A 25378-nucleotide genomic window follows, 5' to 3' on the forward strand; every position below is an offset into this window, starting at 1 on the left:
GAAATACAAAACGCCCGATGCGGTGCATCGGGCGTTTTGAGACTGAAACAGGTGTAAACCTATTTCAGGACTAGACACTGGAGTTTTGTGCTGACTGTTGCGACGCTTTCGCGAGCAGGCTCGCTCCCACAATGGAATGCGGTCGAATGTGGGAGCGAGCCTGCTCGCGAAGGGGCCGGTAATATCAGCGAAAGACTCAGGCCTTCTGTTCAAAGATCACATAGATCTTGCGGCAAGCCTCCAGCACTTCCCAGGTACCACGGAAGCCGGCCGGAATCACAAAGCGGTCGCCAACACGCAAGGTCTTGGCATTGCCATCGCTGTCACGCAATACGGAGACCCCCTGCAGGATTTCGCAGTATTCATGCTCGGTGTAGTTCACCGTCCACTGCCCGACCGCACCTTCCCACACGCCAACACCCATTTGCCCACAAGGGCTGTCGTACTGGTTGAACACCGCTTGCTCGGGATCGCCCTTGAGCACTTTGGCCGGATCCGGGCGATAGCGTTCGGCTTCGCTGCTGGTCAGGCTGATATCGACGACGTTCTGGATGTTCATTGTTGTTTTCTCCCGTGATGACGGCGCGGTGGCTTGAATGGGCCAAAGTCTATGTTTATTAAAATGAACACCGCAAGGGCGTATGGCGCGCTTATGTCAAATATATTGAAACAACCCCGGCCGCTGGTTTAGGGTGGCGGGTGCCTTGGGCCGAAAAGCAGGCTGGCCGGGCAGCATTCCTGAAGACGTCCGCGAAGAACGCGGCGCTCTATTCAACAAGAGGAGGACACTCGAATGACCACCCTGACTCGTGCCGATTGGGAACAACGTGCTCGCGACCTGAAGATCGAATGCCGCGCCTACCTCAACGGTGAATACACCGACGCCGTCTCCGGCGAGACTTTCGAGTGCATCAGCCCGGTCGATGGCCGTCTGCTAGGCAAGATCGCCAGCTGTGACGCCGCCGACGCCCAGCGCGCCGTGGAAAACGCCCGCGCCACCTTCAATTCCGGCGTCTGGTCGCGCCTGGCGCCGACCAAGCGCAAAGCCACCATGATTCGTTTCGCCAGCCTGCTCAAGCAGCACGCTGAAGAACTGGCGCTGCTCGAAACCCTCGACATGGGTAAGCCGATCAGCGATTCGCTGTACATCGACGTGCCGGGCGCGGCGCAAGCGCTGAGCTGGAGCGGTGAGGCGATCGACAAGATCTACGACGAAGTCGCCGCCACGCCGCACGATCAACTGGGTCTGGTGACCCGCGAGCCGGTGGGCGTTGTCGGCGCCATCGTGCCGTGGAACTTCCCGCTGATGATGGCTTGCTGGAAACTCGGCCCGGCGCTGTCGACCGGTAACTCGGTGATCCTCAAACCGTCGGAAAAATCCCCGCTGACCGCCATCCGCATCGCTGCGCTGGCGGTTGAGGCCGGTATCCCGAAAGGCGTGCTCAACGTGCTGCCGGGCTATGGTCACACCGTCGGCAAGGCGCTGGCGCTGCACAATGACGTCGACACGCTGGTGTTCACCGGTTCGACCAAGATCGCCAAGCAACTGATGATCTACTCCGGCGAATCGAACATGAAGCGCGTGTGGCTGGAAGCCGGCGGCAAGAGCCCGAATATCGTCTTCGCCGATGCGCCGGACCTGCAAGCCGCTGCCGAATCCGCCGCCAGCGCCATCGCCTTCAACCAGGGCGAAGTCTGCACCGCCGGTTCGCGTCTGCTGGTCGAGCGTTCGATCAAGGACAAATTCCTGCCAATGGTGATCGAGGCGCTGAAAGCCTGGAAGCCGGGCAATCCGCTGGATCCGGCAACCAATGTCGGTGCGCTGGTCGATACCCAGCAGATGAACACCGTGCTGTCGTACATCGAATCCGGTCACACCGACGGCGCCAAACTGGTGGCGGGCGGCAAGCGCATCCTCCAGGAAACCGGTGGCACTTACGTCGAGCCGACGATTTTCGACGGCGTGAGCAACGCGATGAAGATCGCTCAGGAAGAGATTTTCGGCCCGGTGCTGTCGGTCATCGCCTTCGATACCGCCGAAGAAGCGATTCAGATCGCCAACGACACGCCGTACGGCCTGGCCGCTGCGGTATGGACTCAGGACATCTCCAAGGCGCACCTGACTGCCAAAGCACTGCGCGCCGGCAGCGTGTGGGTCAACCAGTACGACGGCGGCGACATGACCGCACCGTTCGGTGGCTTCAAGCAGTCGGGCAACGGTCGCGACAAGTCGCTGCACGCGTTCGACAAGTACACCGAGCTGAAAGCGACGTGGATCAAGCTGTAAGCCATTGAAAGGAGCCTGGCTCGGCCGGGCTCCCGAACATACAGAGATCCCCTGTGGGAGCGGGCTTGCTCGCGAAAGCGGTGTATCAGTCAGCACATCTGCTGAATGTGAAATCGTTTTCGCGAGCAAGCCCGCTCCCACAGTGATTTTGTGGCGCACATAAGAATATCCACAGGAGCGTGGACCATGCGTTGGGCGACATATTTCGCCGTGTTGGCGTCTGTCTTGAGTGTCGGTCTGGCCCTGGGGGTCAGCATGCCGCTGGTGTCGTTGCGTCTGGAGAGCTGGGGTTACGGCTCTTTCGCCATCGGCGTGATGGCGGCGATGCCGGCGATTGGCGTATTGCTGGGCGCGAAGATTTCCAGTCATCTGGCGGCACGTTTCGGCACCGCGAACCTGATGCGTCTTTGCCTGTGGGCCGGGGCGTTGTCGATCGGCTTGCTCGCGCTGTTGCCGAGTTATCCGGTCTGGCTGGTGCTGCGCCTGATGATCGGGGTGATCCTGACCATCGTATTCATCCTCGGCGAGAGCTGGATCAATCAACTGGTCGTCGAACACTGGCGCGGTCGTCTGGTCGCTCTGTATGGCAGCAGCTACGCGCTGAGCCAACTGTCTGGTCCGCTGCTGCTGGGTGCGCTAGGTACTGAGCACGATTATGGTTTCTGGGTCGGTGTCGGGCTGCTGACAGTCTCGCCATTGCTGTTGATGGGCCGCAGCGGTGCGCCGAGCAGTGAAGCCAGCAGCGTTACGTTCAGCGATCTGTGGGGTTTTGCCCGGGAGCTGCCGGCGATTGCCTGGGCGGTGTCACTGTTCGCCGCGTTCGAAGCGATGATCCTCACGCTGTTGCCGGTGTATTGCCTGCAACAGGGCTTCACCGCCGAGATTGCGTTGGCGATGGTCAGCACGGTGGTGGTCGGCGATGCGCTGTTGCAACTGCCGATCGGCGCGCTGGCGGATTACCTGTCGCGGCGCACGTTGTTCACGGGCTGCGCAGTGATCCTGATGCTGTCGAGCCTGGCGATTCCGCTGTTGATCGACACGCTGCTGATCTGGCCGTTGTGGGTGTTGTTCGGCGCCAGTGCCGGTGGCCTGTTCACCTTGTCACTGATTCTGATCGGCGAGCGTTATCGCGACGATGCGCTGGTGCGGGCCAATGCGCACATTGCGCAGCTGTGGGGTGTCGGCTGTCTGATCGGGCCGTTGCTGGCGGGTGCGGGCAGTCAGTGGATCAGCGGGCATGCGTTGCCGTTGTTGATGGCGGCGGGGGCGTTTGGATTGGTGATTCTGCTGATGCGTCAGGGGGCGTTCGGCACCGAACCACAGACTGCTTGAATACTTCCCTGTGGGAGCGCATACAAATGCGATTACAGCATCCGCTCAAGACCGACAGTGGTGCTGAACCACGCGTTGAAGCGCCGCCACCAACTCCCCGGTTCCTTGCTCAGCGTGTGCATTTGGCCGTTGTCCTCGGTCACCCAGACGATCTCGCCATCCTGCAGTTTCGCCTGATAACTCAGGGCCGGCGCCATGCCTTGCAGGGCCAGTTCGCGTACATGCTCGGCCAGTTCCGGGCTGTCCACCAGCACCCCGACTTCGGTGTTCCACAGCACTGAGCGCGGATCGAAGTTGAACGAGCCGATAAATGCTTTCTGCCGATCGAAAATCATCGCCTTGCTGTGCAGGCTGGAATCCGAACCACGGAAAGACTTGCTGTAGAACAGATGTGGGCCGCTGCCATAGTTATCCCCAGGCTGACGGCGCAGCTCATACAGTTTCACCCCGTGTTCCAGCAACGCCTTGCGATACGGCGCATAACCTCCGTGCACCGCCGGCACATCGGTGGCTTCCAGCGAGTTGGTCAGCAGGCTCACCGAGACCCCGGCGTCGGCGCGCCCGGTCAGGTACACCAGCCCCGGCTGACCGGGCACGAAGTACGCCGAGATCATGATCAGCTCTTTGCTGACGCCGCGCAGTTCCGGCGCCAGTTGCGTGGTCAGCAGCAGTTGCGGGTCCGGCTCGTCCTTGGCCAGCACCTTGCTCGGCGCGTCCCACAGTGCCTGATTCCAGGCCCAGATCAGTTCCTTGCGCCAGATATCCATACGCGGCGCGGTCTTGAACGTCATCAACTGTTGATACAGCGCGTGATTCTGCTTGCGGGTTTCATCCAGCGATTCTTCCAGGCGCGTGCGGGTGTTTTGCAGGTCTTTGATGCTTGGTTTGCTGGAGAGGAATTCGTCGATCGGCTTGCTCAGCGCGCTATTCCAGTACTGGTCGAAACTGTGCCCGAGCTGCTCTGCCACCGGGCCGACACTGAGCATGTCGATGTCGGTGAAATTCAGATTCGGCTCGGCATCGAAATACTCGTCGCCCAGATTGCGCCCGCCAACGATGGCCACGCTGTTGTCCGCCAGGAACAGTTTGTTGTGCATGCGCCGGTGTTGCAGCGACAGGTTGAACAGGCGTCCGGCGGCGCGGGTCACGCCGGTGCTGCGACCCAGGTGCAGCGGATTGAACAGGCGGATCTGGATCTGTGGATGCGCCGCCAGCGTGGCGATGATCGTGTCGAGGCCGTCGCTGGTGGTGTCGTCGAGCAGGATGCGCACGCGCACGCCGCGGTCGGCGGCCTTGAGCAGTTCCTCCACCAGCATCCGCGTGCTGACGCCGTCGTGGACGATGTAGTACTGCAAGTCGAGGCTGGTTTGCGCATTGCGAATCAGCTCGGCGCGAGCGGTGAAGGCTTCTGTGCTGTTGGACAGCAAGCGGAAGCCGGAACGGCCCTGCCAGGGCGCTGCCTGGGTCTGAATCGAGCGACCGAATGCGGAGCCCGCGGCCGGCAACGCCTGGCTGGGTTCGCGCGGCGCATCGAGGGTGGCGCAACCACTGGCCAACGAACACAACACACAGACAGCGAGCAATTTTTTTCCGGGTTGCACGTTGGTTTCTCGGCTGGAGGCAGGGGGTGACGGAGTATGGCACGCAGAGGATTTCCAAGACCGTTTCCGGCGGATCCTCGCCACACTGTGTAAACAATTAGTCGTTCAAAAGTAGGAATGAGTTCGCCTGTGGTTTTGGACTATTTGTTTTGTTGTTTTTTCAGCTCTTGGTCGGTGCCTATTCCTACATACGATTCCTGCAAAAAACGAAATCATCGCCCCGGTGTTCAGCGTCTTGTGAAGGCAATGCGCTCAACAACTGCCATTGATCAATAACCGATGAAGTAGGGACTGATGAAAAAAACAACATGGATGGTAGCCGTCGCGGCTGCAGTATTACCCACCCTGGTGGTCGCCGAGAGCGTAGACCTGAGTGTGGTCGGAACCATTATTCCGACGTCGTGCATCCCCGCATTTGCCGGTGGCGGCACGGTAGATTTGCGCAAGATATCCGCAGCTACCCTGAACAAGACCACGCAGACGCTGCTGCCGACCCACGACATTTCGCTGCACATCAACTGTGATGCAGAGGCATCGGTCGAGGTGTCGGTCAGAGACAATCGTACAGCCACCAAATTGCCGGGCATCAACGATGGTGCCGGTAATAACGATCCGGCTTTGTTCTACGGCCTGGGTGAAATCAACGGCATCCGTATCGGCGGATTTGCGCTGCGTCACGGTCGTCCGGAAGCCGACGGTGCCCCGCAGACTCTGATGACACGCACTCTGGCAGCACCGGCGTGGCAACTGCCTGCTTCGCCGCTGGTGGGCAATGCCCCGGCGCTCTACTCATGGGGTCCCGGCGTGGCAGCTGGCCCGGTCGCGGCCCGTCACCACGGGTTTCCGATGAGCCTGTTGCCGATCATCGGCCCGAGCAACGCGCTGCCGATCACCAGCGAGATCCCGCTCGATGGCTCGGTGACCTTCGAGATGTTCTACCTCTGATCGTCAGAACCCGGCCATTACCGGGTTCTTTCAGGTTCATTCAGCGCGCCCTTTGCCGGGTGCGCTGCCCCCTGCGGAGCAATACCGATGCCGATTTCAATGTGCCGCCCAGGCTTGCGGGCGTTGCCACTGTGCCTGCTCGTCTTGATTTTGATGCCCGGGGTTCACGCTGCCGGAATGGTGCCGCAAACCCCTGTGCTGGTGGTGGATGAGGGTGTCGGTGAAGCGACGATGAATGTGCGAAACACCGAAACGCGTCCGGCCCTGCTGCACACCACGGTCGAAAATATCGAGCCGCACGATCAACAGCTGTTGCTGTTCAGTCCGCCGATTGCCCGTGTCGAGCCTGGTGCGGTGCAGCAGGTACGGTTCATGTTGCAGAGCGCCGAACCATTGCAGACCGAGCGTCTGAAACGGGTGATTTTTGAGGGGATCAATCCTGTGGCAGGTGTCGACGGTGCCCGGGTCAATCTGGGTGTTCGGCAAAACCTGCCGGTGATCCTGCGCCCCGCCGGTCTGCCAGTGGAGCGCGAGCCATGGAAACGCCTGAGCTGGTCAGCCACGGCTGAAGGTTTGCTGGTCAGTAATCCCAGTCCTTACGTGGTGCGCCTGGCCAAAGCGATTGTTCCGCTGCCGGGCACGCAGGCGGTGGATCTGCCGCGTACCTGGATCCTGCCAGGGGAGCGCCTGTCTGTCGGGTTGCCGTTGAACGTGACAGTGCGAACCATGGCAGTGCGGATCTTTCCGGCGACCACATATGGCTTTGCGGTCGATCACTTTGATGCCCCGGTTACGCACTGATGCGCACGTGTGCCCGTCAGGGACTGACACTGCTGATGGCGAATGCGATTGGCATGACGATGGCCAGTGAAGGGGTGGAATTCGATGCGCAGGTGCTTCGCGAGCGCGGGCTCGACCCCGCCCTGGCTGCGTATTTTCGCCAAGCGCCGCGTTTCTCCCAAGGCACGTGGCTGGTCGCGCTTGAGGTCAATGGACAGCCACGGGGGCGGGTGTTCGTGACATTCAATGAACAGGGCGAGCCGTGCCTGCAACCGGCCTTGCTCAAGGCTGCTGGCGTGCGCGCGCAAGCGGCTTTGACCCGCGCGCAACCGCAGCAGTGCCTGACGCTGGGTGAAGGTCTGCCAGCGGCAACCGTTGCATTGCATCCCGGCAAGGAACAGATCGACCTGCTGCTGCCGACGGATCTGTTGGCGTTGCCGCAATTCCAGCCACGCAGCTTCGCCAATGGCGGAGTGGGGGGCGTGTTCAATTACGACGTATTGGTCATGGGCAGCCAGCACGAGGGGCAACGTAGTGACTTTCGCAGACTGGGTTCGGAGTTCGGCCTGAATGCCGGCAACTGGGTCTTGCGCAGTCGCCAGTCCTATACGCAGTTGCCCGATAGCACTCGCTTCGAGCATCTGTATGCCTACGGCACGCGCACCCTGGAAGACTACGAAGCCAACGTGCAGATCGGCCAGTTGAACTTGCAGTCGCCATTGTTCGCCGGCGAATCGTTCAACGGTGTGCAGATTCTGCCGGAAGGTGCGTTCGCGCAATTGCGCGCAGCACAGGAGGGCGCACGTGGCGAGGTCGAGGGCATTGCCTGGTCGCCATCGCGAATCGAAGTCCGGCAGAACGGCGTGCTGATCTACACCACGCTGGTTCCCGGCGGCCCCTTCACCTTGCGCGCGCTGCCGTTGTTGAGCAACCAGCTCGACCTCGAAGTCAGCGTGCACGAGCAGGAAGGGCAAGTGCGGCGTTTTCGCGTCCCGGCAGCCAGCCTGCAGGATCCACAATCCGATCGCGCCGACGGCTTCAATCTGGCGCTTGGCACGGTGCGACGCCAGGGTTCGGATGGTCGTGAGGAGCCGTCGTTTGCCACCCTTGGCCGGGAGTGGAGTCTGTCGCGAGCGTTGCGCGTGAGCGGCGGGTTCCTCGGTGGGGCGGATTATCTGTCGGCAGGCTGGGGGCTGCAGCGTCAATGGCCGGGCAATCTGAGCACCGGTGTGCGCCAGGTGTTGTCCAGCGATCGAGACACAGGCATTGCAGGTCATGAGGTACAAATGACCGTCAGTGCCGTGTTGTCGCCGAATCTGTCCACCAGTGTGGTTGCGGTGCACCGTGGCCAGGGCTTTCGCAGCCTGTCGGACACCGGCTGGAGCCAGCAGCAGGGACGGGCCGACGCCTCCGGGCGAGATCATTGGACATTTTCGCTCAACGGTACTGTCGAGCGCTGGGGGGCATTCGGCATGACCTGGTCGCGCTACACCAGCGAGGACGAGCCACCCAACATGCGCCTGGGATTGTCCTGGTCGCAGACACTGCCCGCGCGCATCAGCCTGTCGTTGAGTCTGGAGCGGGGGATCGGCGATGCCGACGCGAGGCACCGGGGCACCTCGGTCTATCTGACGGCGGCGATGCCATTGGGCGATCAGCGCAGGGCTCGCAGTTACCTGCGCAGCGATCCACGATCCGGGATGCGCAGTGGCGTGTCGATGAGTGAAGTGCTCAGTGAAACCCTGGCCTATAGCGCCAGTGCCGAACAGCGTGAAGCTGCGGCGCCATCGCTGGGTTTGCGGGTCAACGCACTGGCGCATTACACCAGTCTGGATCTGGGCCTGAACCAGCGAGCCGGGGCAAGCGAATTCGACCTGGGGCTGCGCGGCGGCATGGCGTTGCATCGCGACGGTGTGACGCTGTCGCCGTATCCACTGCGCGAGACCTTTGCCGTGCTCAAGGCTGGCGACCGTGCGGGTCTGAAGCTGTACACGCCGCAAGGCCCGGTGTGGACGGATGGATTGGGCCGGGCGGTGGTGGCGAGTTTGCCGGCCTATTCCACAGCCCGGCTGGAAGTCGATCCGTTGAGTTTGCCGCGCAACGTCGAGGTGCTCGACGGTTATCAGGAGGTCGAGGCCGGGCGTGGCTCGGTTCAGCATATGGATTTTTCCATCACCCGCGTGCGGCGTGTGCTGTTGAAGGCCAGGACGCTTGACCGGCAATGGCTGCCCAGTGGCCTCGCCGTACACAACGGACAAGGCGAATACGTGACCACGGTGCTTGAGGCCGGGGCGATCTTTCTACCGGACATCAAACCCGGTCAGTCGCTGCGGGTGCAACTGTCGGATAGCGCGCACTGCGACCTGCAATTCAATCTGGCTGAAGCGCCGGACGAGCAAGCATTGATCGAGCCCGTCGACGCGCTCTGTCAGCCTTTGAACCTTACATGACCGAGTTATTGCGCATGCATCGATGGATTGTCCTGATCACGCTGGCATCGTTGGCATCGACCTCGGTCATGGCCAGCGAGGCCTGTCAGATGACACTCTCACCGAGCGCTGTGGACTATGGCGTTTCGACGAGGGCGGAGCTGCTCGCCCGGCCATCGGGCAATGACGGCAGTTTTGGTGTGCGCACGGTTCATCTACGGATTCAATGTCCGGCTGCGCGCGCGATCAGGTGGTACTTTGCTGCCCCGAGCAGCGATGCGCTGCATTACCGCTGGGCACCGGGACGGTTGCAGATACGCATTGTGGCGGCGCGTCTGGATGGCGCGCCGGTGCAATGGCAGCGCGATGATGGCGAGGCGGGCCTGTTGCAGCCTGGCGATCGCATTACCGCCTGGCGCTCTGGCAGCCTCGCCGCCGGGCGCCATCTGGAGGTGGAGCTGGAAATCGAAGCGCGCGTCAGTGATGCCTCAAGTCGTGTCGCCGACCTTCAGCGATTTGAGGGATTCGGTACGTTTCAGCTGGAATGATCAGGCTTCGGCCAGCAGTTTGATCGCCGCCGCGCCAACCTTGCGAACCGCCTCTTCGATCTGTGGTGTCGGTTTCGCCGCGTAGTTCATCCGCAGACAATTGCGGTACTTGCCCGAGGCGGAAAAGATGCTGCCGACGGCAATCTGCACGCCTTGGTCATGCAGCGCGCGATTGAGTTTCAGCGTATCGAAACCCTCCGGCAATTCGACCCACAACATGAAGCTGCCCTGTGGACGACTGGCGCGGGTCCCGACCGGGAAGTAGCGGGTAACCCAGTCGATCATCGCGTCACGATTGCGTTGGTATTGGCTGCGCATCCGCCGCAAGTGCGGTTCGAAATGGCCGCCCTTGAGAAATTCGGCGATGGCGATCTGCGGCTGCGGTGCGGTGGAACCGGTGCTGATGTATTTCATGTGCAGCACCCGTTCCAGATAACGGCCCGGCGCGACCCAACCGATGCGCAGGCCCGGGGCCAGGGTCTTGGAAAACGAACTGCACAGCAATACGCGGCCATCTTCGTCGAAGGACTTGATCGTGCGTGGACGCGGGTAGGTGTAGGCCAGTTCGCCATACACGTCGTCCTCGATGATCGCCACGTCGAAACGCTGCGCCAGCGTCAGCAACGCGCGTTTGCGCGACTCCGGCATGATGTAGCCGAGCGGGTTGTTGCAGTTGGGGGTGATCTGGATGACCTTGATCGGCCACTGCTCCAGCGCCAGTTCCAGCGCTTCGAGGCTGATGCCGGTCAGCGGATCGGTGGGGATTTCCAGGGCTTTCATGCCCAGCCCTTTGAGCGTTTGCATGGCGCCGTGAAAGCTTGGCGAATCCACCGCGACGATGTCTCCCGGCTCGCAGATCGCGTGGATGCTGGTGGACAGCGCTTCGTGGCAACCGGTGGTGATCACCAGGTCGCTGGCGCTCAACTGGCAGCCGGAATCGAGCATCAGTCGGGCGATCTGCTCGCGCAGTTCGAGGGTGCCGTGGATGTTGTCGTAATACAGACCGGGCATGTCCTGGCGGCGGCTGATCCGCGCCAGTCCGCGCAACAGCGGTTTCATCGTTGGCGTGGTCACGTCGGGCATGCCGCGACCCAGCTGCACCACGTCCTTGCGCGGCACCGCGCGAATCAGCTCCAGCACCTGATCCCACTGCGAAATCTCCACCGGCCGCTGCGCCGGGCGCCCGACTGCGGGCAGTTCCGGCAGCTCGCGACCCACCGGCACGAAGTAGCCGGACTTGGGTTTCGGCGTTGCCAGACCGCTGTCCTCAAGCATGCGATAGGCCTGCTGCACCGTGCTGAGGCTGACCCCGTGTTCTACGCTCAAGGCGCGCACCGAAGGCAGGCGATCGCCAGGACGGTAGAAGCCTTGTTCGATGCGGGTGCCGAGCAGTTCGGCGAGGTTCACATACAGGGTCATGGCACTGCCTCGATGCAGGTGATTCGTTAAACCAGTACAGATGCAGCAAAAATCGGTAATTCAGTCTCAGGAATGGCAAATCTGTATGGAATTAATACAGGTGTGTTGAATCTGTAATGCTTTTGCCGACCCGCGCATCATGGAATCTCTGGCTACCCAAGTAAACAGGAGCGGCAAAAATGAACGGCTTGAGCGATGTGCGGCTGACGTTACACAGTCAGGAACTGGCGGCAGGGCAGGAGGACAGTGCATGGAATTGCGCCATGCGCAACGCGCCGTCCGGCCTGAGTCGCTGGGGCCTGTTCTGGCATCGTCTGCACACGCGCAAGGCGCTGTTGAATCTGACGCCGGAGCAGCTCAAGGACGTCGGGTTGACCCGGGAGCAGGCAAATGAAGAGGGGTTGAAGCCGTTCTGGCGGATCTGAGATCTGAATTGTTCTTGCGGGCCTCATCGCTGGCAAGCCAGCTCCCACAGTATTTTGGTGTTCACAAATATTTGTATTCGCCGCAAAAACCTGTGGGAGCTGGCTTGCCAGCGATGGCGGCTTCAAGGACGCAGCAAAAACATCAGACCAACTCTTTAATCCGATGCCACAACATCCCCAACGCCAGCAACGGCGAGCGCAAATGCTTGCCGCCGGGGAAGGTGATGTGCGGCACCTTGGCAAACAGATCAAAGCCACCGCTGTGCTGCCCGCTGATCGCCTCGGCGAGCAGCTTGCCCGCCAGGTGCGTGGCATTCACTCCGTGCCCGGAATAGGCCTGGGCGTAATACACGTTCGGTTGATCATTGAGCCTGCCGATCTGTGGCAGACGGTTGGCGCCGATGCCGATCATGCCGCCCCATTGATAGTCGATCTTCACGCCCGCCAGTTGCGGAAACACTTCGAGCATCTTCGGCTGCATGTAGGCGCCGATGTCCTTCGGGTCGCGCCCGGAATAGTGGCAGGCACCGCCGAACAGCAGACGCCGATCCGCCGAGAGCCGGTAGTAATCCAGCGCCACCCGCTGGTCACAGACCGCCATGTTTTGCGGCAGCAGGCTGTGCGACAGTTCTTCGGACAGCGGTTCGGTCGCAATGATGTAACTGCCGGCGGGCAGTACTTTGCCGCTGAGTTGCGGATTGAGGTCGTTGAGGTAAGCGTTGCAGCCCAGCACCAGCGTTTTCGCCCGCACTGAACCTTGAGCGGTGTGGACGCGAACCTCGGAGCCGTAATCGATACGCGTCACCGCCGATTGCTCGAACAGTTGCACGCCCAATTGCTGTGCGGCAGCGGCTTCGCCAAGCGCCAGGTTCAGTGGGTGCAAATGCCCGGAACCCATGTCGATCAAGCCGCCGACGTAACGTTTGGAGCCGACCACGGTGTGCATTTCATCCGCTTGCAGCAGGCGGGTTTCGTAGCGATAGCCGAGGCTGCGCAGCTCTTCGGCATCTTCGGCAAAGCCTTCGAGATCGGCCGGTTTGTTGGCGAGGTCGCAGTAGCCCCAGGTCAGGTCGCACCGGATCTGAAAGCGCTCGACGCGTTGGCGTACGATTTCCACCGCTTCCAGGCCCATCAGTTTCATCTGCCTCACGCCATCAGCGCCGATGACGTTGCTGAACTGGTCGAGGCCGTGGCCGACCCCGCGAATCAACTGCCCGCCGTTGCGGCCGCTGGCGCCCCAGCCGATCCGGTGCGCTTCCAGCAACACCACACTGAGGCCGCGTTCGGCCAGTTCCAGCGCGGTGTTCAACCCGGAAAAGCCGCCGCCGACCACGCACACGTCTGCGCTCAGCTCGCCTTGCAGCACCGGATACTCGGGCTGCGGCAGACTGCTGGCGGCGTAATAAGAGGCAACGTGGGGTTGGCTCGCGAAGGTTCGGGCGCGGGCATTCATGGGCATCATCCAACGGCTGGGTGTCGAGAAAATTTGACGGAGCATAAGCCGCACGGCCGAAGACGGGCAACACTGGTCGGCCGTTGCTGTGTGGATCTCGGCTTTTGCGGCACAATTGCCGCCTATTTCATGTGGATTACCGTTTCGATGAGTTGCAACCGCCAGACCATTCGCGACCTGCGTCAGCAGATCCCCACGTTCGAGTGCGTGCCAGGCTGCCATGACTGCTGCGGGCCGGTGACCACCTCGCCGGAAGAAATGTCACGCCTGCCGCGCAAGACCCGCGCCGAGCAGGATGCGGCGATGGAAGAACTGAACTGTGTACACCTGGGGCCGAATGGTTGCACGGTGTATGGCGAGCGGCCGCTGATTTGCCGCTTGTTCGGTACCACCAAAACCCTGCCATGCCCGAACGGGCGGGGGCCGGTGGAGTTGATTCATCCACGGGTTGAAAAGCAGATCTTCGAATACATGGCGGCAAATCGGCAGGTGCTGGTTTAGCGCAATTGCTGGAACTGAGTCGACCCAATCGCTGGCAAGCCAGCTCCCACAGTGATCGTTGTCGTTCGCAGAATATGTGTCAATCACTGAACCTGTGGGAGCTGGCTTGCCAGCGATTGGGCCGGATCAGGCAGCACAAATCTCAGTCTGGAATGGGAAGGCTCAGGCTCTCTTTCACCTCTTCCATCACGATATAGCTTTTGGACTCACGCACATGAGGAAGCTTCAACAGAATGTCGCCGAGCAGCTTGCGGTACGAGGCCATCTCGGAAATCCGCGCCTTCACCAGATAGTCGAAATCCCCTGACACCAAATGGCATTCCAGCACGTGCGGCAGTTTCAGCACCGCGCGGCGGAACTCTTCGAAGGTGTCGCCGGATTTGTAGTCGAGGCTGATCTCCACGAACACCAGCAGGCTACCCTTCAAGTGCTGCGGATTCAGGCGGGCGTTGTAGCCCATGATGATCCCTTCGCGCTCCAGTCGCCGCACCCGCTCGGTACACGGCGTGGTGGACAGACCAACCTTCTCCCCGAGTTCGGTAAACGATATGCGCCCGTCCGCCTGCAGGATCCGCAAAATGTTGCGGTCGATCTTGTCCAGCTCACGTTTGGTCTGAGTGTTGGTACGCATAGGGGATGCGCCTCCGTGAAAAGGGTTTTTGCCGAGAATTGTCGCCAAATATAGGCGCTTATATAGTGAAATGCACTGGCCATTCTTTTTTACACTGCGCGCATCATTGCTCTAACAACAGACGTACGCGGCCCCGCCGCGATGAGGGATACAAAAATGCGCGTAATGGTCTTGGGTAGCGGCGTCATCGGTACCGCCAGTGCTTACTATCTGGCCCGTGCCGGGTTTGAAGTGGTGGTGGTCGACCGGCAGCCAGCCGTGGCCATGGAGACCAGTTTCGCCAACGCCGGCCAAGTGTCGCCGGGTTATGCCTCGCCATGGGCCGCGCCGGGTGTACCACTCAAGGCCATCAAGTGGTTGCTGCAGCGCCACGCGCCTTTGGCGATCAAAGCCACTGCCGACATCGACCAGTACCTGTGGATGGCGCAGATGCTGCGCAACTGCACCGCCAGCCGTTACGCGGTGAACAAGGAGCGCATGGTGCGTCTGTCCGAGTACAGTCGCGACTGCCTCGATGAACTGCGCGCCGAAACCGGCATCGCCTACGAAGGCCGCAGCCTCGGTACCACCCAACTGTTCCGCACTCAGGCGCAGCTCGATGGCGCCGCCAAAGACATCGCCGTGCTGAAAGAATCCGGCGTACCGTTTGAAGTCCTCGACCGCGCCGGCATTGCCCGTGTCGAGCCGGCACTGGCCAATGTCACCGACATCCTCGCCGGTGCTCTGCGTCTGCCGAACGACCAGACCGGCGACTGCCAGATGTTCACCACGCGTCTGGCGGAAATGGCCGTGAAACTCGGTGTGGAGTTCCGCTTCGGCCAGGACATCCAGCGCCTCGACTACGCCGGTGACCGCATCAACGGTGTATGGATCGACGGCAAGCTGGAAACCGCCGACCGCTACGTGCTGGCCCTCGGCAGCTACTCGCCGCAATTGCTCAAGCCGCTGGGCATCAAGGCGCCGGTGTATCCGCTCAAGGGTTACTCGCTGACCGTGCCGATCACCAACCCGGCCATGGCCCCGACCTCGACCATTCTCGACGAGACCTACAAGGTCGCGATCACCCGTTTCGATAACCGCATCCGCGTCGGCGGCATGGCGGAAATCGCCGGTTTTGACCTGTCGCTGAACCCGCGTCGGCGCGAAACTCTGGAGATGATCGTCAACGACCTTTATCCTCAGGGCGGCAATCTGGCCGAGGCGAGCTTCTGGACCGGTCTGCGTCCGACCACCCCGGACGGCACGCCGATCGTGGGCGCCACGCCGTTCAAGAACCTGTTCCTCAACACCGGTCACGGCACCCTGGGTTGGACCATGGCGTGCGGTTCCGGTCGTTTGCTGGCCGATCTGATGGCGAAGAAAAAGCCGCAGATCAGCGCCGAAGGCCTCGATATTTCCCGTTACGGCAACAAGCCTCAGGAGTCCGCAAAACATGGCAATCCAGCGCCAGCTCACCAATGAGCGCATGAGTCAGATCGTCACCCACAACGGCACCGTGTATCTGGCCGGGCAGGTCGGCGACAACTTCAACGCCGGGGTTGAGCAGCAGACTCGTGAGGTGCTCGCCAATATCGAGCGCCTGCTCGATCTGGCCGGGACTGACAAGCAGCATCTGCTGTCGGCGACGATCTACCTGAATGACATCGAGGCGCACTTTGCCGGAATGAACTCGGTGTGGGATCAGTGGCTGCCCAAGGGCGCCGCGCCGGCCCGGGCCACCGTCGAAGCGAAGATGGCCAAGCCGAGCATCCTGGTCGAGATCTCCATCGTCGCCGCGTTGCCGTAACCGATTCAAAGATCCCTCTCCCGGTGCTGTTGGCGGTTCACGTCGTCAGTCGGCGCCGGTTTTTATTTCCATGACCGCCTAGAAGTCTGCCGCCATGCGTCCTGCCCGTGCCCTGATTGACCTAGAAGCCCTGCGCCACAACTACCGAATTGCCCGCGAAGTCACCGGCGCCAAGGCGCTGGCTGTGATCAAGGCTGATGCCTACGGTCACGGTGCGGTGCGTTGCGCCCAGGCGCTGGAAGCCGAGGCCGACGGGTTTGCCGTTGCCTGCATCGAAGAAGCGCTGGAGCTGCGCGCGGCCGGCATCAAGGCCCCGGTGTTGTTGCTCGAAGGCATCTTCGAAGCCGATGAGCTGGCGCTGATCGTCGAGCATGATTTCTGGACCGTGGTGCACTCGCTGTGGCAGCTCGAAGCGATCGAGCAGGCGGCACTGAGCAAACCGATCACCGTGTGGCTCAAGCTCGATTCCGGCATGCACCGCGTCGGCCTGCATCCGAAGGATTACGCGGCGGCCTATCAGCGTCTGCTGGCCAGCGGCAAAGTGGCGAAGATCGTGCTGATGAGCCACTTCGCTCGTGCGGATGAACTGCATGAGCAGAGCAGTGCTGATCAGGTCGCGGTGTTCGAAGCGGCGCGTCAGGGCCTCGCCGCCGAAATCAGCCTGCGCAACTCGCCGGCTGTACTTGGTTGGCCGCAGATTCACAGCGACTGGGTACGCCCGGGCATCATGCTCTACGGCGCCACGCCGTTCGAAGAAGCCAACGCCGTGGCCGAGCGTCTGCAGCCAGTGATGACCCTCGAATCGAAAGTCATCTGCGTGCGTGAACTGCCCGCCGGCGAGCCGATCGGCTACGGCGCCAAATTCATCACCGACAAGCCGATGCGCATCGGCGTGGTTGCCATGGGCTATGCCGATGGCTACCCGCGTCATGCCCCGACCGGCACGCCGGTGCTGGTGGCCGGCAAACGCAGCCGCCTGCTTGGCCGCGTATCGATGGACATGCTCTGCATCGACCTCACTGATGTGCCGGAAGCCGACCTCGGTTCGACCGTCGAGCTGTGGGGCAAGAACATCCTCGCCAGCGAAGTGGCGCAGTGGGCGGACACCATTCCGTATCAGATCTTCTGCAACCTGCGTCGCGTGCCAAGGCTCTATTCCGAGGGTTGACGCCGCTGCGGGGGCCAAGTGTTGTAAATACTGAACGCTGTCGCCATGATAACGCTCAATATTCTTACAACATCAGGAGGCTCACGCCTTGGACGTCGGTGAACGACTGCAATCGATCCGCAAGCTCAAAGGGCTTTCCCAGCGTGAACTCGCCAAACGCGCGGGCGTCACCAACAGCACCATTTCGATGATCGAAAAGAACAGCGTCAGCCCTTCGATCAGTTCGCTGAGGAAGGTACTGGGCGGGATTCCCATGTCCATGGTCGAGTTCTTTTCCGAAGAAATCCTGCAGGAAGTCCCGACCCAGATCGTCTACAAGGCCAACGAGCTGATCGACATCTCCGACGGCGCGGTGACCATGAAACTGGTCGGCCGCGCGCACCCGAGCCGGGCCATCGCATTCCTCAACGAAATCTACCCACCCGGCGCCGATACCGGCGAAGAAATGCTCACCCATGAAGGCGAAGAAACCGGGATTCTGGTGGAAGGGCGTCTGGAACTGGTGGTGGGTCTGGAAACTTTTATTCTCGAAGCCGGCGACAGCTACTATTTTGAAAGTACCAAGCCGCACCGTTTCCGTAATCCGTTCGACGCGCCCGCGCGACTAATCAGCGCAGCCACGCCGGCGAATTTTTAAAGACAGAGGTGCCAGGCCATGACGGTGAAGGCATCCGATGAGTTTTTCCACAGCGCGGTATAACCCCTTCGACTATGGGGTTGTTTCAGTGTGGCGGGCTACCCGCTATACTTGCGCCCGCCTGCGAACCGTGGCCGCAGGCGTGAATAGCCACCATTGAGGGTGAACGCGTGAACCTAATTATGAAAATGCTGGCCGCACCAGCAACCGTACTGGCCCTCTGGGCTGTCAGCGCTCAAGCTGCGACGAATGACGACATTGCCAAGCGCCTCGAGCCGGTCGGCCAGGTGTGCGTTCAGGGGCAGGAATGCAAAGGGATGGAAGTCGCTGCCTCCGCTGGCGGCGGTGGTGGGGCGAAGACGCCGGATGAAGTGATTGCAAAACATTGCAACGCTTGTCACGGTACGGGTCTGCTGGGCGCACCGAAAATCGGTGACACCGCCGCCTGGAAAGACCGCGCCGATCACCAGGGCGGCCTCGACGGCATCCTCGCCAAAGCCATCACCGGCATCAATTCCATGCCGCCAAAAGGCACCTGCGCCGATTGCTCGGACGACGAGTTGAAAGGCGCGATCCAGAAGATGTCCGGCCTGAAATAAGCCGCGCTTCTGACGAAAAAAACCGTCTTCGGACGGTTTTTTTGTGCCTGCGATTCACGGCTTTCGCTGTCCTTTGCAGCAAAGTCGAGGCAAGCTCGGTCTACCCCTATTCACGGAACGGGCAGGAGGCTTCAGATGGTGCAGTTGTGTTCGATCGAACAGGCAGTGGACGATGTGCTTGCACGTCTGCCGGCACATATCCATATGGGCATGCCGCTGGGGCTGGGCAAGCCCAATCACTTCGTCAACGCGCTGTACCGGCGGATCAAGGACTTGCCCGAGCGGCAACTGACGATCTATACCGCGCTGTGCCTGGGGCGACCGACGCTGGGCGACGGTCTGCAGAAGCGCTTCATTGAACCCTTCGTCGAGCGCGTCTTCGGTGATTACCCCGAATTCGATTTCCTCGCCGATCTGCAGCGTGACAGCCTGCCCGCCAATATCCGTATCGAACAGTTCTTCATGCAGCCCGGCAGCCTGCTCAACAGCGCGCCGGCCCAGCAGGATTACGTCAGCAGCAACTACAGCCACGCCGCCCGCGATATCAATGCCGCCGGCCTCAATCTGGTGGCGCAATTGCTCGCCAGCAGCAGCGAGCATCCCGATCGCCTGAGCCTGAGCTGCAACCCGGACATCACCCTCGACCTGTTGCCGATGATCACCAAGCGCCGCGACGCCGGGGAGACCATTCTGCTGGTCGGTCAGGTGCACACCGATCTGCCGTACATGCCCGGCGATGCTGAAGTCGATATCGACACCTTCGACCTGCTGATTGACGCCAAGGACGGCAGCACGCTGTTTTCCACGCCGAACATGCCGGTGGGTTTTCAGGATCATTTCATCGGCTTGCACGCCAGCACCCTGGTGCGCGACGGCGGCACCTTGCAGATCGGCATCGGTTCGATGGGCGACGCGCTCACGGCCGCATTGCTCGCGCGGCAGGCGGACAACGCTGGTTACCAAACCTTGCTCAACGACATCAATCTCAGTCAGTGGGCACAGTTGATCGAGCGCGAGGGCGGTACCGCGCCATTCGCCAAAGGCCTGTATGGCTGCAGCGAAATGTTCGTCAACGGCCTGCTGGTGCTGGCCGATGCCGGGATCATCCGGCGCAAGGTCTACCCCGACGTGCACACTCAGGAGCAGGCCAACGCCGGCACCCTTGATGAGTCGGCGCAGACCGACGGCATCTCGGTGCACGGCGGCTTCTTCCTCGGCCCGCGCAGTTTCTACGAGCGCCTGCGCGAGCTGCCGCTGAGCAAACGCCTCGAATTCAACATGACCCGCATCAGCTACATCAACGAGCTGTACGGGCAGGAAGAGCTCAAGCGCTTGCAGCGTCTCGATGCGCGATTCATCAACACCGTGTTCACCATGACGCTGATGGGCGCGGGTGTGGCCGATCAATTGGAAGACGGGCGGGTGCTCAGCGGTGTCGGCGGGCAATACAATTTTGTCGCCCAGGGTCACGCGCTGCACGATGCGCGCTCGATTCTGATCCTGCGCAGCTGGCGCGAGTCCGGCGGCGAGGTCAGCTCGAACATCGTCTGGGAGTACGGCCATTGCACGATTCCACGGCACCTGCGCGACATCGTGGTCACCGAGTACGGCATCGCCGATCTGCGCGGCAAGACCGATGCGGTGGTGATCGAGTCGTTGCTGAACATCAGCGATTCACGCTTTCAACCGGGGCTGATCGAACAGGCGCAGAAGGTCGGCAAACTGCCGAAGGATTTCCGCCTCGATCCGCGATTCGCCGACAACACCCCGCAACGCTTGCAGGCGATTGCCGCGAAGCATCCGAACCTGTTTCCGGAATATCCGCTGGGCTGTGATTTCACCGCGATCGAGCGGGATCTGCTGCGGGCGCTGAACTGGCTGAAGAGCAAGTTCAAGCTGAGCGAGATCTTGGAGCTGGGCAAGGCTGCGCTGGATGCGCCGGAGGCTTCGACGTTCCCCGAACACCTTGAACGTATGCAACTGACCAACCCGGAAGGCCTGAAAGAAGACCTGTTCCAACGTCTGCTGCTCACCGGCCTGAAGGCTACCGCGCAGTGACGGCTCACCCCAAAAATCACTGTGGGAGCGGGCTTGCTCGCGAAGGCGGTGTATCAGTCGAAGAATATGTCGACTGACACGACGCCTTCGCGAGCAAGCCCGCTCCCACAGGGGGTAATGCGGTGTGGCTTATTCGATGAAGGTAACGACGCCATCCTTCAGCGATTTCACGCGGGCCAGCGATTCAACGCGGTAGCCCTGCGAATCCAGCTCGGCACGGCCGCCCTGGAACGACTTCTCGATCACGATGCCCAGACCGGCGACGGTGGCGCCAGCCTGTTTGATGATCGAGATCAGCGCCTGCGAAGCCTTACCGTTGGCCAGGAAGTCGTCGATGATCAGCACGCGGTCGCTGCTGGTCAGGTGACGCGGCGAGATGGCCACGGTGCTTTCGGTCTTCTTGGTGAACGAGTAAACGGTCGCCGACAGCAGGTTTTCGGTCAGGGTCAGGGACTGTTGCTTGCGGGCGAAGATCACCGGCACGCCGAGGTTCAGACCGGTCATGATCGCCGGAGCGATGCCCGAGGCTTCGATGGTGACGATCTTGGTGATGCCCGAATCCTTGAACAGCGTGGCGAATTCGTCGCCGATCAGCTTCATCAGGGCCGGGTCGATCTGGTGGTTCAGGAAGGCGTCGACTTTCAGGACCTGGTCGGAAAGCACGATGCCTTGTTCGCGGATTTTCTGCTGCAATGCTTCCATGAAGCTGTCCTCGTTCAGCGCTTGTGCGCCCTAAGCTTTAAAAAAGTGGTCAATTCTAGCGCTTTAACATCGCGCGTATATCAGCCAATGCGCTATTGCCCCGCACGGCTTTGACTTCGGTCGGTGTGTCGTCGTTGCCTTCCCACGCCAGGTCGTCCGGCGGCAGCTCATCGAGGAAGCGGCTTGGCGCGCAGTCGATGATCTCGCCGTACTGTTTGCGCTTGGCGGCGAAGGTGAACGCCAGGGTCTGGCGCGCGCGGGTGATGCCCACGTAGGCCAGGCGGCGTTCCTCTTCGATGGTGTCGGCTTCGATGCTGGAGCGGTGCGGGAGGATTTCCTCTTCCATGCCCATGATGAACACGTAAGGGAATTCCAGGCCCTTGGACGCATGCAGGGTCATCATCTGCACGCCTTCGGCGCCGTCCTCTTCTTCCTGCTGACGCTCGAGCATGTCGCGCAGGACCAGTTTGCCAATGGCGTCCTCGACGGTCATTTCGCCGTCTTCGTCTTTTTCCAGGGTGTTCTTCAAGGCTTCGATGAGGAACCAGACGTTGCTCATCCGGTAGTCCGCAGCCTTGTCGCTGGAACTGTTCGTGCGCAGCCAGTTCTCGTAGTCGATGTCCATGACCATGCTGCGCAGCGCCGAGATCGGGTCTTCGCCGGCACACTGCTCGCGCACCTTGTCCATGAAGCGCTTGAAGCGCGACAGGCGATCGGTGAAGCGGCTGTCGAGATGTTCGCCCAGGCCGATTTCGTCGGTCGCGGCGTACATCGAGATCTTGCGTTCGGTGGCGTAGTTGCCGAGTTTTTCCAGGGTGGTCGAGCCGATTTCCCGGCGCGGCACGTTGATCACGCGCAGGAAGGCGTTGTCGTCGTCCGGGTTCACGATCAAGCGGAAGTAGGCCATCAGGTCCTTCACTTCCTGACGGCCAAAGAAGCTGTTGCCGCCGCTCAGGCGGTACGGCACCTGGTGGTGCTGCAACTTCAGTTCGATCAGCTTGGCCTGGTAGTTGCCGCGATAGAGGATCGCGAAATCGCTGTACGGGCGGTCGGTACGCAAGTGCAGGCTGAGGATTTCCATGGCCACGCGCTCGGCTTCGGCGTCCTCGTTGCGGCAGCGGATCACGCGGATCTCGTCACCGTGGCCCATCTCACTCCACAGCTGTTTTTCGAATTCGTGCGGGTTGTTCGAGATCAGCACGTTGGCGCAGCGCAGGATGCGGCTGGTGGAGCGGTAGTTCTGCTCGAGCATCACCACTTTCAGCGACGGGTAGTCATCCTTGAGCAGCATCAGGTTTTCCGGCCGTGCGCCGCGCCAGGCGTAGATCGACTGGTCGTCGTCGCCCACCACGGTGAACTGATTGCGCTTGCCGATCAGCATCTTCACCAGCAGGTACTGGCTGGCGTTGGTGTCCTGGTATTCGTCGACCAGCAGGTAACGCACTTTGTTCTGCCACTTTTCGAGAATGTCGGCGTGCTCTTCGAAGAGCTTTACCGGCAGCAGGATCAGGTCGTCGAAGTCCACCGCGTTGAACGCCTTGAGCGTGCGCTGGTAGTGGGTGTAGACGATGGCGGCAGTCTGTTCTTTCGGATTGCGCGCGTTTTCCAGCGCCTGGGCCGGCAGGATCAGGTCGTTTTTCCAGGCGCCGATCATGTTCTTGATCTCGTCGACGCCGTCGTCGCCTGCGTATTCCTTCTGCATGATGTCGGTCATCAGGGCTTTGACGTCGGTCTCGTCGAAGATCGAGAAACCGGGTTTGTAGCCCAGCCGCGCATGCTCCTTGCGGATGATGTTCAGGCCCAGGTTGTGGAAGGTGCAGACCGTCAGGCCGCGACCTTCGCCGGCACGCAGCAGGGTGCCGACCCGCTCCTTCATCTCGCGCGCGGCCTTGTTGGTAAAGGTCATGGCGACGATGTACTGGGCGCGGATGCCACAGTTCTGGATCAGGTGCGCGATCTTGCGGGTAATCACGCTGGTCTTGCCGGAGCCAGCGCCGGCGAGCACCAATAGAGGGCCGCCGACGTAGTTCACGGCTTCTTGCTGCCGGGGATTGAGTCGGGACATACGAAAATTCGGGAGTCGTTGACGAAATGGGCCGGCATTTTAACAGGCTCAGCGATTTGTGCTGCTCTGTCCGACTTGTGACGTACCACGCGATTCAAATTTGCCGGTTTTGTTACTTTCGCGGAGGATACACGGTGATTTTGCGGCTAATGTTCTCATTCGTGACACAAAATAACGTTCTGATAATCGTTGTCATTGAACATCGCAACGGCATAATGCCCCGCCCACATCATTGCAGAGTCTAGGGAGCTAGCTTGTCTACGCCTGTCGAACCCTTGCGTTTGCTGCTACTGGCCGAAGAGCCAGCGTGGACAGCGTTATTGCGCGAGTGTCTGGCTCCGATGGGGAGCGCGGCGGTGCTGATCAGCGCACCGAGCTGGGAGTCGGTCAGCAGTCTGTTCGAAGACAATCGCCACGCGGTGCTGTTGACCGTCCCCGCGTTGCAGCCGGCCCCGGGTCGTTGCAGCCTGCCGACGGTGTTGCTGCTGGATCACGAGCCGGTCACCGCGCCGGTTGGTGTCAGCGACTGGCTGGTGTTCGACGCCCTCGACGCCGGCATGCTGCGCCGTTGTCTGCGCCATGTGCGTGAACGCGGCGTCCTCGAAAACACCCTGCAACGCCTGGCCGAACAGGATCCTCTGACCGGCATCGCCAACCGCCAGGGCTTCCAGACCCTGCTCGCGGCGCGCCTGGCGGAAAACGACGGCCGTGGTCTGGCCCTCGGGCATCTCGATCTCGACAACTTCCGTCACGCCAACGACGCCCTCGGTCATCAGGCCGGCGATCGCTTGATCCTGCAAGTCGTCGCGCGGCTGAAAAGTCAGCTTGAGGCCGGGGATCAACTGGCGCGCCTGGGCAGCGACGAGTTTGCCTTGCTGATCGACACCCGCCGCGCGCCGCAACGCGCCGAGTGGATGGCCGAACGCATTACCGAAGCCCTCGCCGAACCGTATTGGGTCGATGGCGAAAGCCTGTTGATCGGCTCCAGCCTGGGCATCGCCCATGCCCGTGCACAGGGTGGTGCCGACCCGCTGATGTGGCACGCGCACATTGCCATGCAGCAGGCCAAGAGCACGCAGGGCTGCACCTTCCATATCTTCAACGAACGCATCAATCGCAACGCCCGGAGCATGGCCGACCTCGAAAGCGAGCTGCGCCGGGCTTTGCGCCGCGATGAGCTGGAGCTGCACTACCAGCCACGGCTGAATCTTGCAGACGGGCAGATCGTCGGCCTCGAAGCCCTGGTGCGCTGGCGCCATGGCGAGCGCGGTCTGCTACCGCCAAGCGAATTCGTGCCGCTGGCCGAGCAGAGCGGTCTGATCGTGCCGCTGGGCTACTGGGTGATTTCCCGCGCGTTGCGCGACATGCAGGCACTGCGCGAGCGCGGGCTGCCGGCGCTGCACATGGCGATCAACCTGTCGTTCCGCCAGTTTCAGGACAGCCAGTTGCTGCCGACGCTCAGCCGGCTGATTGCCGAGCGCGGGGTCGAGGCGCAGTGGCTGGAGTTTGAGCTCACCGAAACCGCCGTCATGCGCCGCAGCGATCTGGTCAAACAGACCATGGACGCCCTCGGCCGCCTCGGCGTGCGTTTCTCGCTGGATGACTTCGGCACCGGGTTCTCGTCATTCGTGCACCTCAACAGCCTGCCGATCACCTTGCTGAAGATCGACAAAAGCTTTGTCGGCGGCATGGAGCAGCGCGAAGAGAATCGCAAACTGGTGCACGCGATGATCAACCTTGCGCACAACCTGCATCTGGAAGTGGTGGCGGAAGGGGTGGAAACGCCTGAACAACTGGAGTTATTGCGCGGGTTTGGCTGTGATCAGGTGCAGGGTTATCTGATCAGCCGGCCGTTGCCGTTGGCCGAGCTGGTGGAGTACCTGACCTTCGGCTCTAGCCAGCAGCCAGCCCTCGAAATCGTCAGTTGAACGCAATCTCCGGGTTAGGCATGAATCCCTGTGGGAGCGGGCTTGCTCGCGAAAGCGGTGTGTCAGCAAAGATAATTTGACTGA

General features: G+C 61.3%; 22 protein-coding genes. 15 read left to right on the forward strand and 7 right to left on the reverse strand.

Annotation, left to right across the window (positions count from 1 at the left end; all coding sequences use genetic code 11):
• Positions 1–196 precede the first annotated feature (196 nt).
• Entirely contained in the window at positions 197–559 is a 363-nt protein-coding gene (locus tag AC3WMV_RS19230) for a cupin domain-containing protein (protein WP_097089496.1), read from the reverse strand.
• A 234-nt stretch (positions 560–793) separates the two neighbouring features.
• Here AC3WMV_RS19230 and AC3WMV_RS19235 point away from each other — a divergent pair, with 234 nt between their 5' ends.
• Together AC3WMV_RS19235 and AC3WMV_RS19240 are read left to right on the forward strand one after the other, a co-directional pair.
• Entirely contained in the window at positions 794–2287 is a 1494-nt protein-coding gene (locus AC3WMV_RS19235; protein WP_103368149.1) for an aldehyde dehydrogenase, read from the forward strand.
• Between the two features lie 186 nt (positions 2288–2473).
• Positions 2474–3619 (forward strand): MFS transporter, encoded by a 1146-nt coding sequence (locus AC3WMV_RS19240; protein ID WP_103368150.1) that lies wholly within the window; start codon positions 2474–2476, stop codon positions 3617–3619.
• Between the two features lie 32 nt (positions 3620–3651).
• On the opposite strand, the gene AC3WMV_RS19245 is transcribed toward AC3WMV_RS19240, so the two are convergent.
• A complete protein-coding gene (locus tag AC3WMV_RS19245; RefSeq protein ID WP_219737985.1) occupies positions 3652–5202 on the reverse strand; it encodes a phospholipase D family protein in 1551 nt (516 codons plus the stop codon).
• 312 nt (positions 5203–5514) lie between these two features.
• On the opposite strand from AC3WMV_RS19245, the gene AC3WMV_RS19250 reads away from it, so the two are divergent.
• The 4 genes from AC3WMV_RS19250 to AC3WMV_RS19265 all read left to right on the forward strand — a co-directional run bounded on the left by AC3WMV_RS19250 (position 5515) and on the right by AC3WMV_RS19265 (position 9922).
• Positions 5515–6165 carry a DUF1120 domain-containing protein gene (locus tag AC3WMV_RS19250; RefSeq protein WP_027610418.1) on the forward strand — a complete coding sequence of 217 codons (651 nt, stop codon included), beginning with the start codon at positions 5515–5517 and terminating at the stop codon, positions 6163–6165.
• A gap of 87 nt (positions 6166–6252) precedes the next feature.
• On the forward strand, positions 6253–6966 hold the full coding sequence (locus AC3WMV_RS19255; RefSeq protein ID WP_103368151.1) for a fimbria/pilus chaperone family protein: 714 nt from the start codon (positions 6253–6255) through the stop codon (positions 6964–6966).
• Positions 6966–9395 (forward strand): fimbria/pilus outer membrane usher protein, encoded by a 2430-nt coding sequence (locus AC3WMV_RS19260; protein ID WP_103368152.1) that lies wholly within the window; start codon positions 6966–6968, stop codon positions 9393–9395. The genes AC3WMV_RS19255 and AC3WMV_RS19260 overlap by 1 nt, the downstream gene beginning before the upstream one ends.
• Positions 9392–9922 carry a DUF1120 domain-containing protein gene (locus AC3WMV_RS19265; protein WP_103368153.1) on the forward strand — a complete coding sequence of 177 codons (531 nt, stop codon included), beginning with the start codon at positions 9392–9394 and terminating at the stop codon, positions 9920–9922. Before AC3WMV_RS19260 ends, AC3WMV_RS19265 begins: the two co-directional genes overlap by 4 nt.
• Here the strand turns inward: AC3WMV_RS19265 and AC3WMV_RS19270 are convergent, their stop codons facing one another.
• Entirely contained in the window at positions 9923–11341 is a 1419-nt protein-coding gene (locus tag AC3WMV_RS19270) for an aminotransferase-like domain-containing protein (RefSeq protein ID WP_103368154.1), read from the reverse strand. It lies immediately after the preceding gene.
• 179 nt (positions 11342–11520) lie between these two features.
• On the opposite strand from AC3WMV_RS19270, the gene AC3WMV_RS19275 reads away from it, so the two are divergent.
• Positions 11521–11766, forward strand: a complete 246-nt coding sequence (locus tag AC3WMV_RS19275) for a DUF1127 domain-containing protein (RefSeq protein ID WP_096796094.1) — start codon at positions 11521–11523, stop codon at positions 11764–11766.
• A 142-nt stretch (positions 11767–11908) separates the two neighbouring features.
• Here AC3WMV_RS19275 and AC3WMV_RS19280 read toward each other — a convergent pair whose 3' ends face one another.
• Positions 11909–13219 carry an NAD(P)/FAD-dependent oxidoreductase gene (locus tag AC3WMV_RS19280; protein ID WP_096796095.1) on the reverse strand — a complete coding sequence of 437 codons (1311 nt, stop codon included), beginning with the start codon at positions 13217–13219 and terminating at the stop codon, positions 11909–11911.
• A 147-nt stretch (positions 13220–13366) separates the two neighbouring features.
• Here AC3WMV_RS19280 and AC3WMV_RS19285 point away from each other — a divergent pair, with 147 nt between their 5' ends.
• Complete coding sequence (locus AC3WMV_RS19285; protein WP_027610425.1) at positions 13367–13720, forward strand: YkgJ family cysteine cluster protein; 354 nt, start codon at positions 13367–13369, stop codon at positions 13718–13720.
• A 142-nt stretch (positions 13721–13862) separates the two neighbouring features.
• On the opposite strand, the gene AC3WMV_RS19290 is transcribed toward AC3WMV_RS19285, so the two are convergent.
• Complete coding sequence (locus tag AC3WMV_RS19290) at positions 13863–14351, reverse strand: Lrp/AsnC ligand binding domain-containing protein (RefSeq protein WP_003177284.1); 489 nt, start codon at positions 14349–14351, stop codon at positions 13863–13865.
• Between the two features lie 156 nt (positions 14352–14507).
• Between AC3WMV_RS19290 and dadA the strand changes: the two genes are divergently transcribed.
• The 6 genes from dadA (at position 14508) to AC3WMV_RS19320 (ending at position 20599) form a co-directional block, all read left to right on the forward strand.
• Entirely contained in the window at positions 14508–15812 is a 1305-nt protein-coding gene (gene dadA / locus AC3WMV_RS19295; protein WP_007962383.1) for a D-amino acid dehydrogenase, read from the forward strand.
• Entirely contained in the window at positions 15784–16137 is a 354-nt protein-coding gene (locus AC3WMV_RS19300) for a RidA family protein (protein ID WP_103368155.1), read from the forward strand. Before dadA ends, AC3WMV_RS19300 begins: the two co-directional genes overlap by 29 nt.
• Before the next feature lie 94 nt (positions 16138–16231).
• Positions 16232–17305 (forward strand): alanine racemase, encoded by a 1074-nt coding sequence (alr, locus tag AC3WMV_RS19305; RefSeq protein WP_103368156.1) that lies wholly within the window; start codon positions 16232–16234, stop codon positions 17303–17305.
• A gap of 88 nt (positions 17306–17393) precedes the next feature.
• Entirely contained in the window at positions 17394–17942 is a 549-nt protein-coding gene (locus tag AC3WMV_RS19310) for a cupin domain-containing protein (RefSeq protein WP_007920393.1), read from the forward strand.
• A gap of 182 nt (positions 17943–18124) precedes the next feature.
• Positions 18125–18541, forward strand: coding sequence for a c-type cytochrome (locus tag AC3WMV_RS19315; protein ID WP_041071964.1), 417 nt, complete (start codon positions 18125–18127; stop codon positions 18539–18541).
• Between the two features lie 135 nt (positions 18542–18676).
• Entirely contained in the window at positions 18677–20599 is a 1923-nt protein-coding gene (locus AC3WMV_RS19320) for an acetyl-CoA hydrolase/transferase C-terminal domain-containing protein (protein WP_103368157.1), read from the forward strand.
• Positions 20600–20728: 129 nt separating this feature from the next.
• Here the strand turns inward: AC3WMV_RS19320 and AC3WMV_RS19325 are convergent, their stop codons facing one another.
• Both AC3WMV_RS19325 and rep read right to left on the reverse strand, forming a co-directional pair.
• Entirely contained in the window at positions 20729–21301 is a 573-nt protein-coding gene (locus AC3WMV_RS19325; protein ID WP_007962388.1) for a xanthine phosphoribosyltransferase, read from the reverse strand.
• Positions 21302–21356: 55 nt separating this feature from the next.
• Positions 21357–23366, reverse strand: coding sequence for a DNA helicase Rep (gene rep, locus AC3WMV_RS19330; RefSeq protein ID WP_027610430.1), 2010 nt, complete (start codon positions 23364–23366; stop codon positions 21357–21359).
• Positions 23367–23620: 254 nt separating this feature from the next.
• Between rep and AC3WMV_RS19335 the strand changes: the two genes are divergently transcribed.
• A complete protein-coding gene (locus AC3WMV_RS19335; RefSeq protein WP_097089513.1) occupies positions 23621–25294 on the forward strand; it encodes a putative bifunctional diguanylate cyclase/phosphodiesterase in 1674 nt (557 codons plus the stop codon).
• Positions 25295–25378: the final 84 nt, after the last annotated feature.

The sequence above is a fragment of the Pseudomonas sp. FW305-3-2-15-E-TSA4 genome (genome assembly GCF_058787295.1).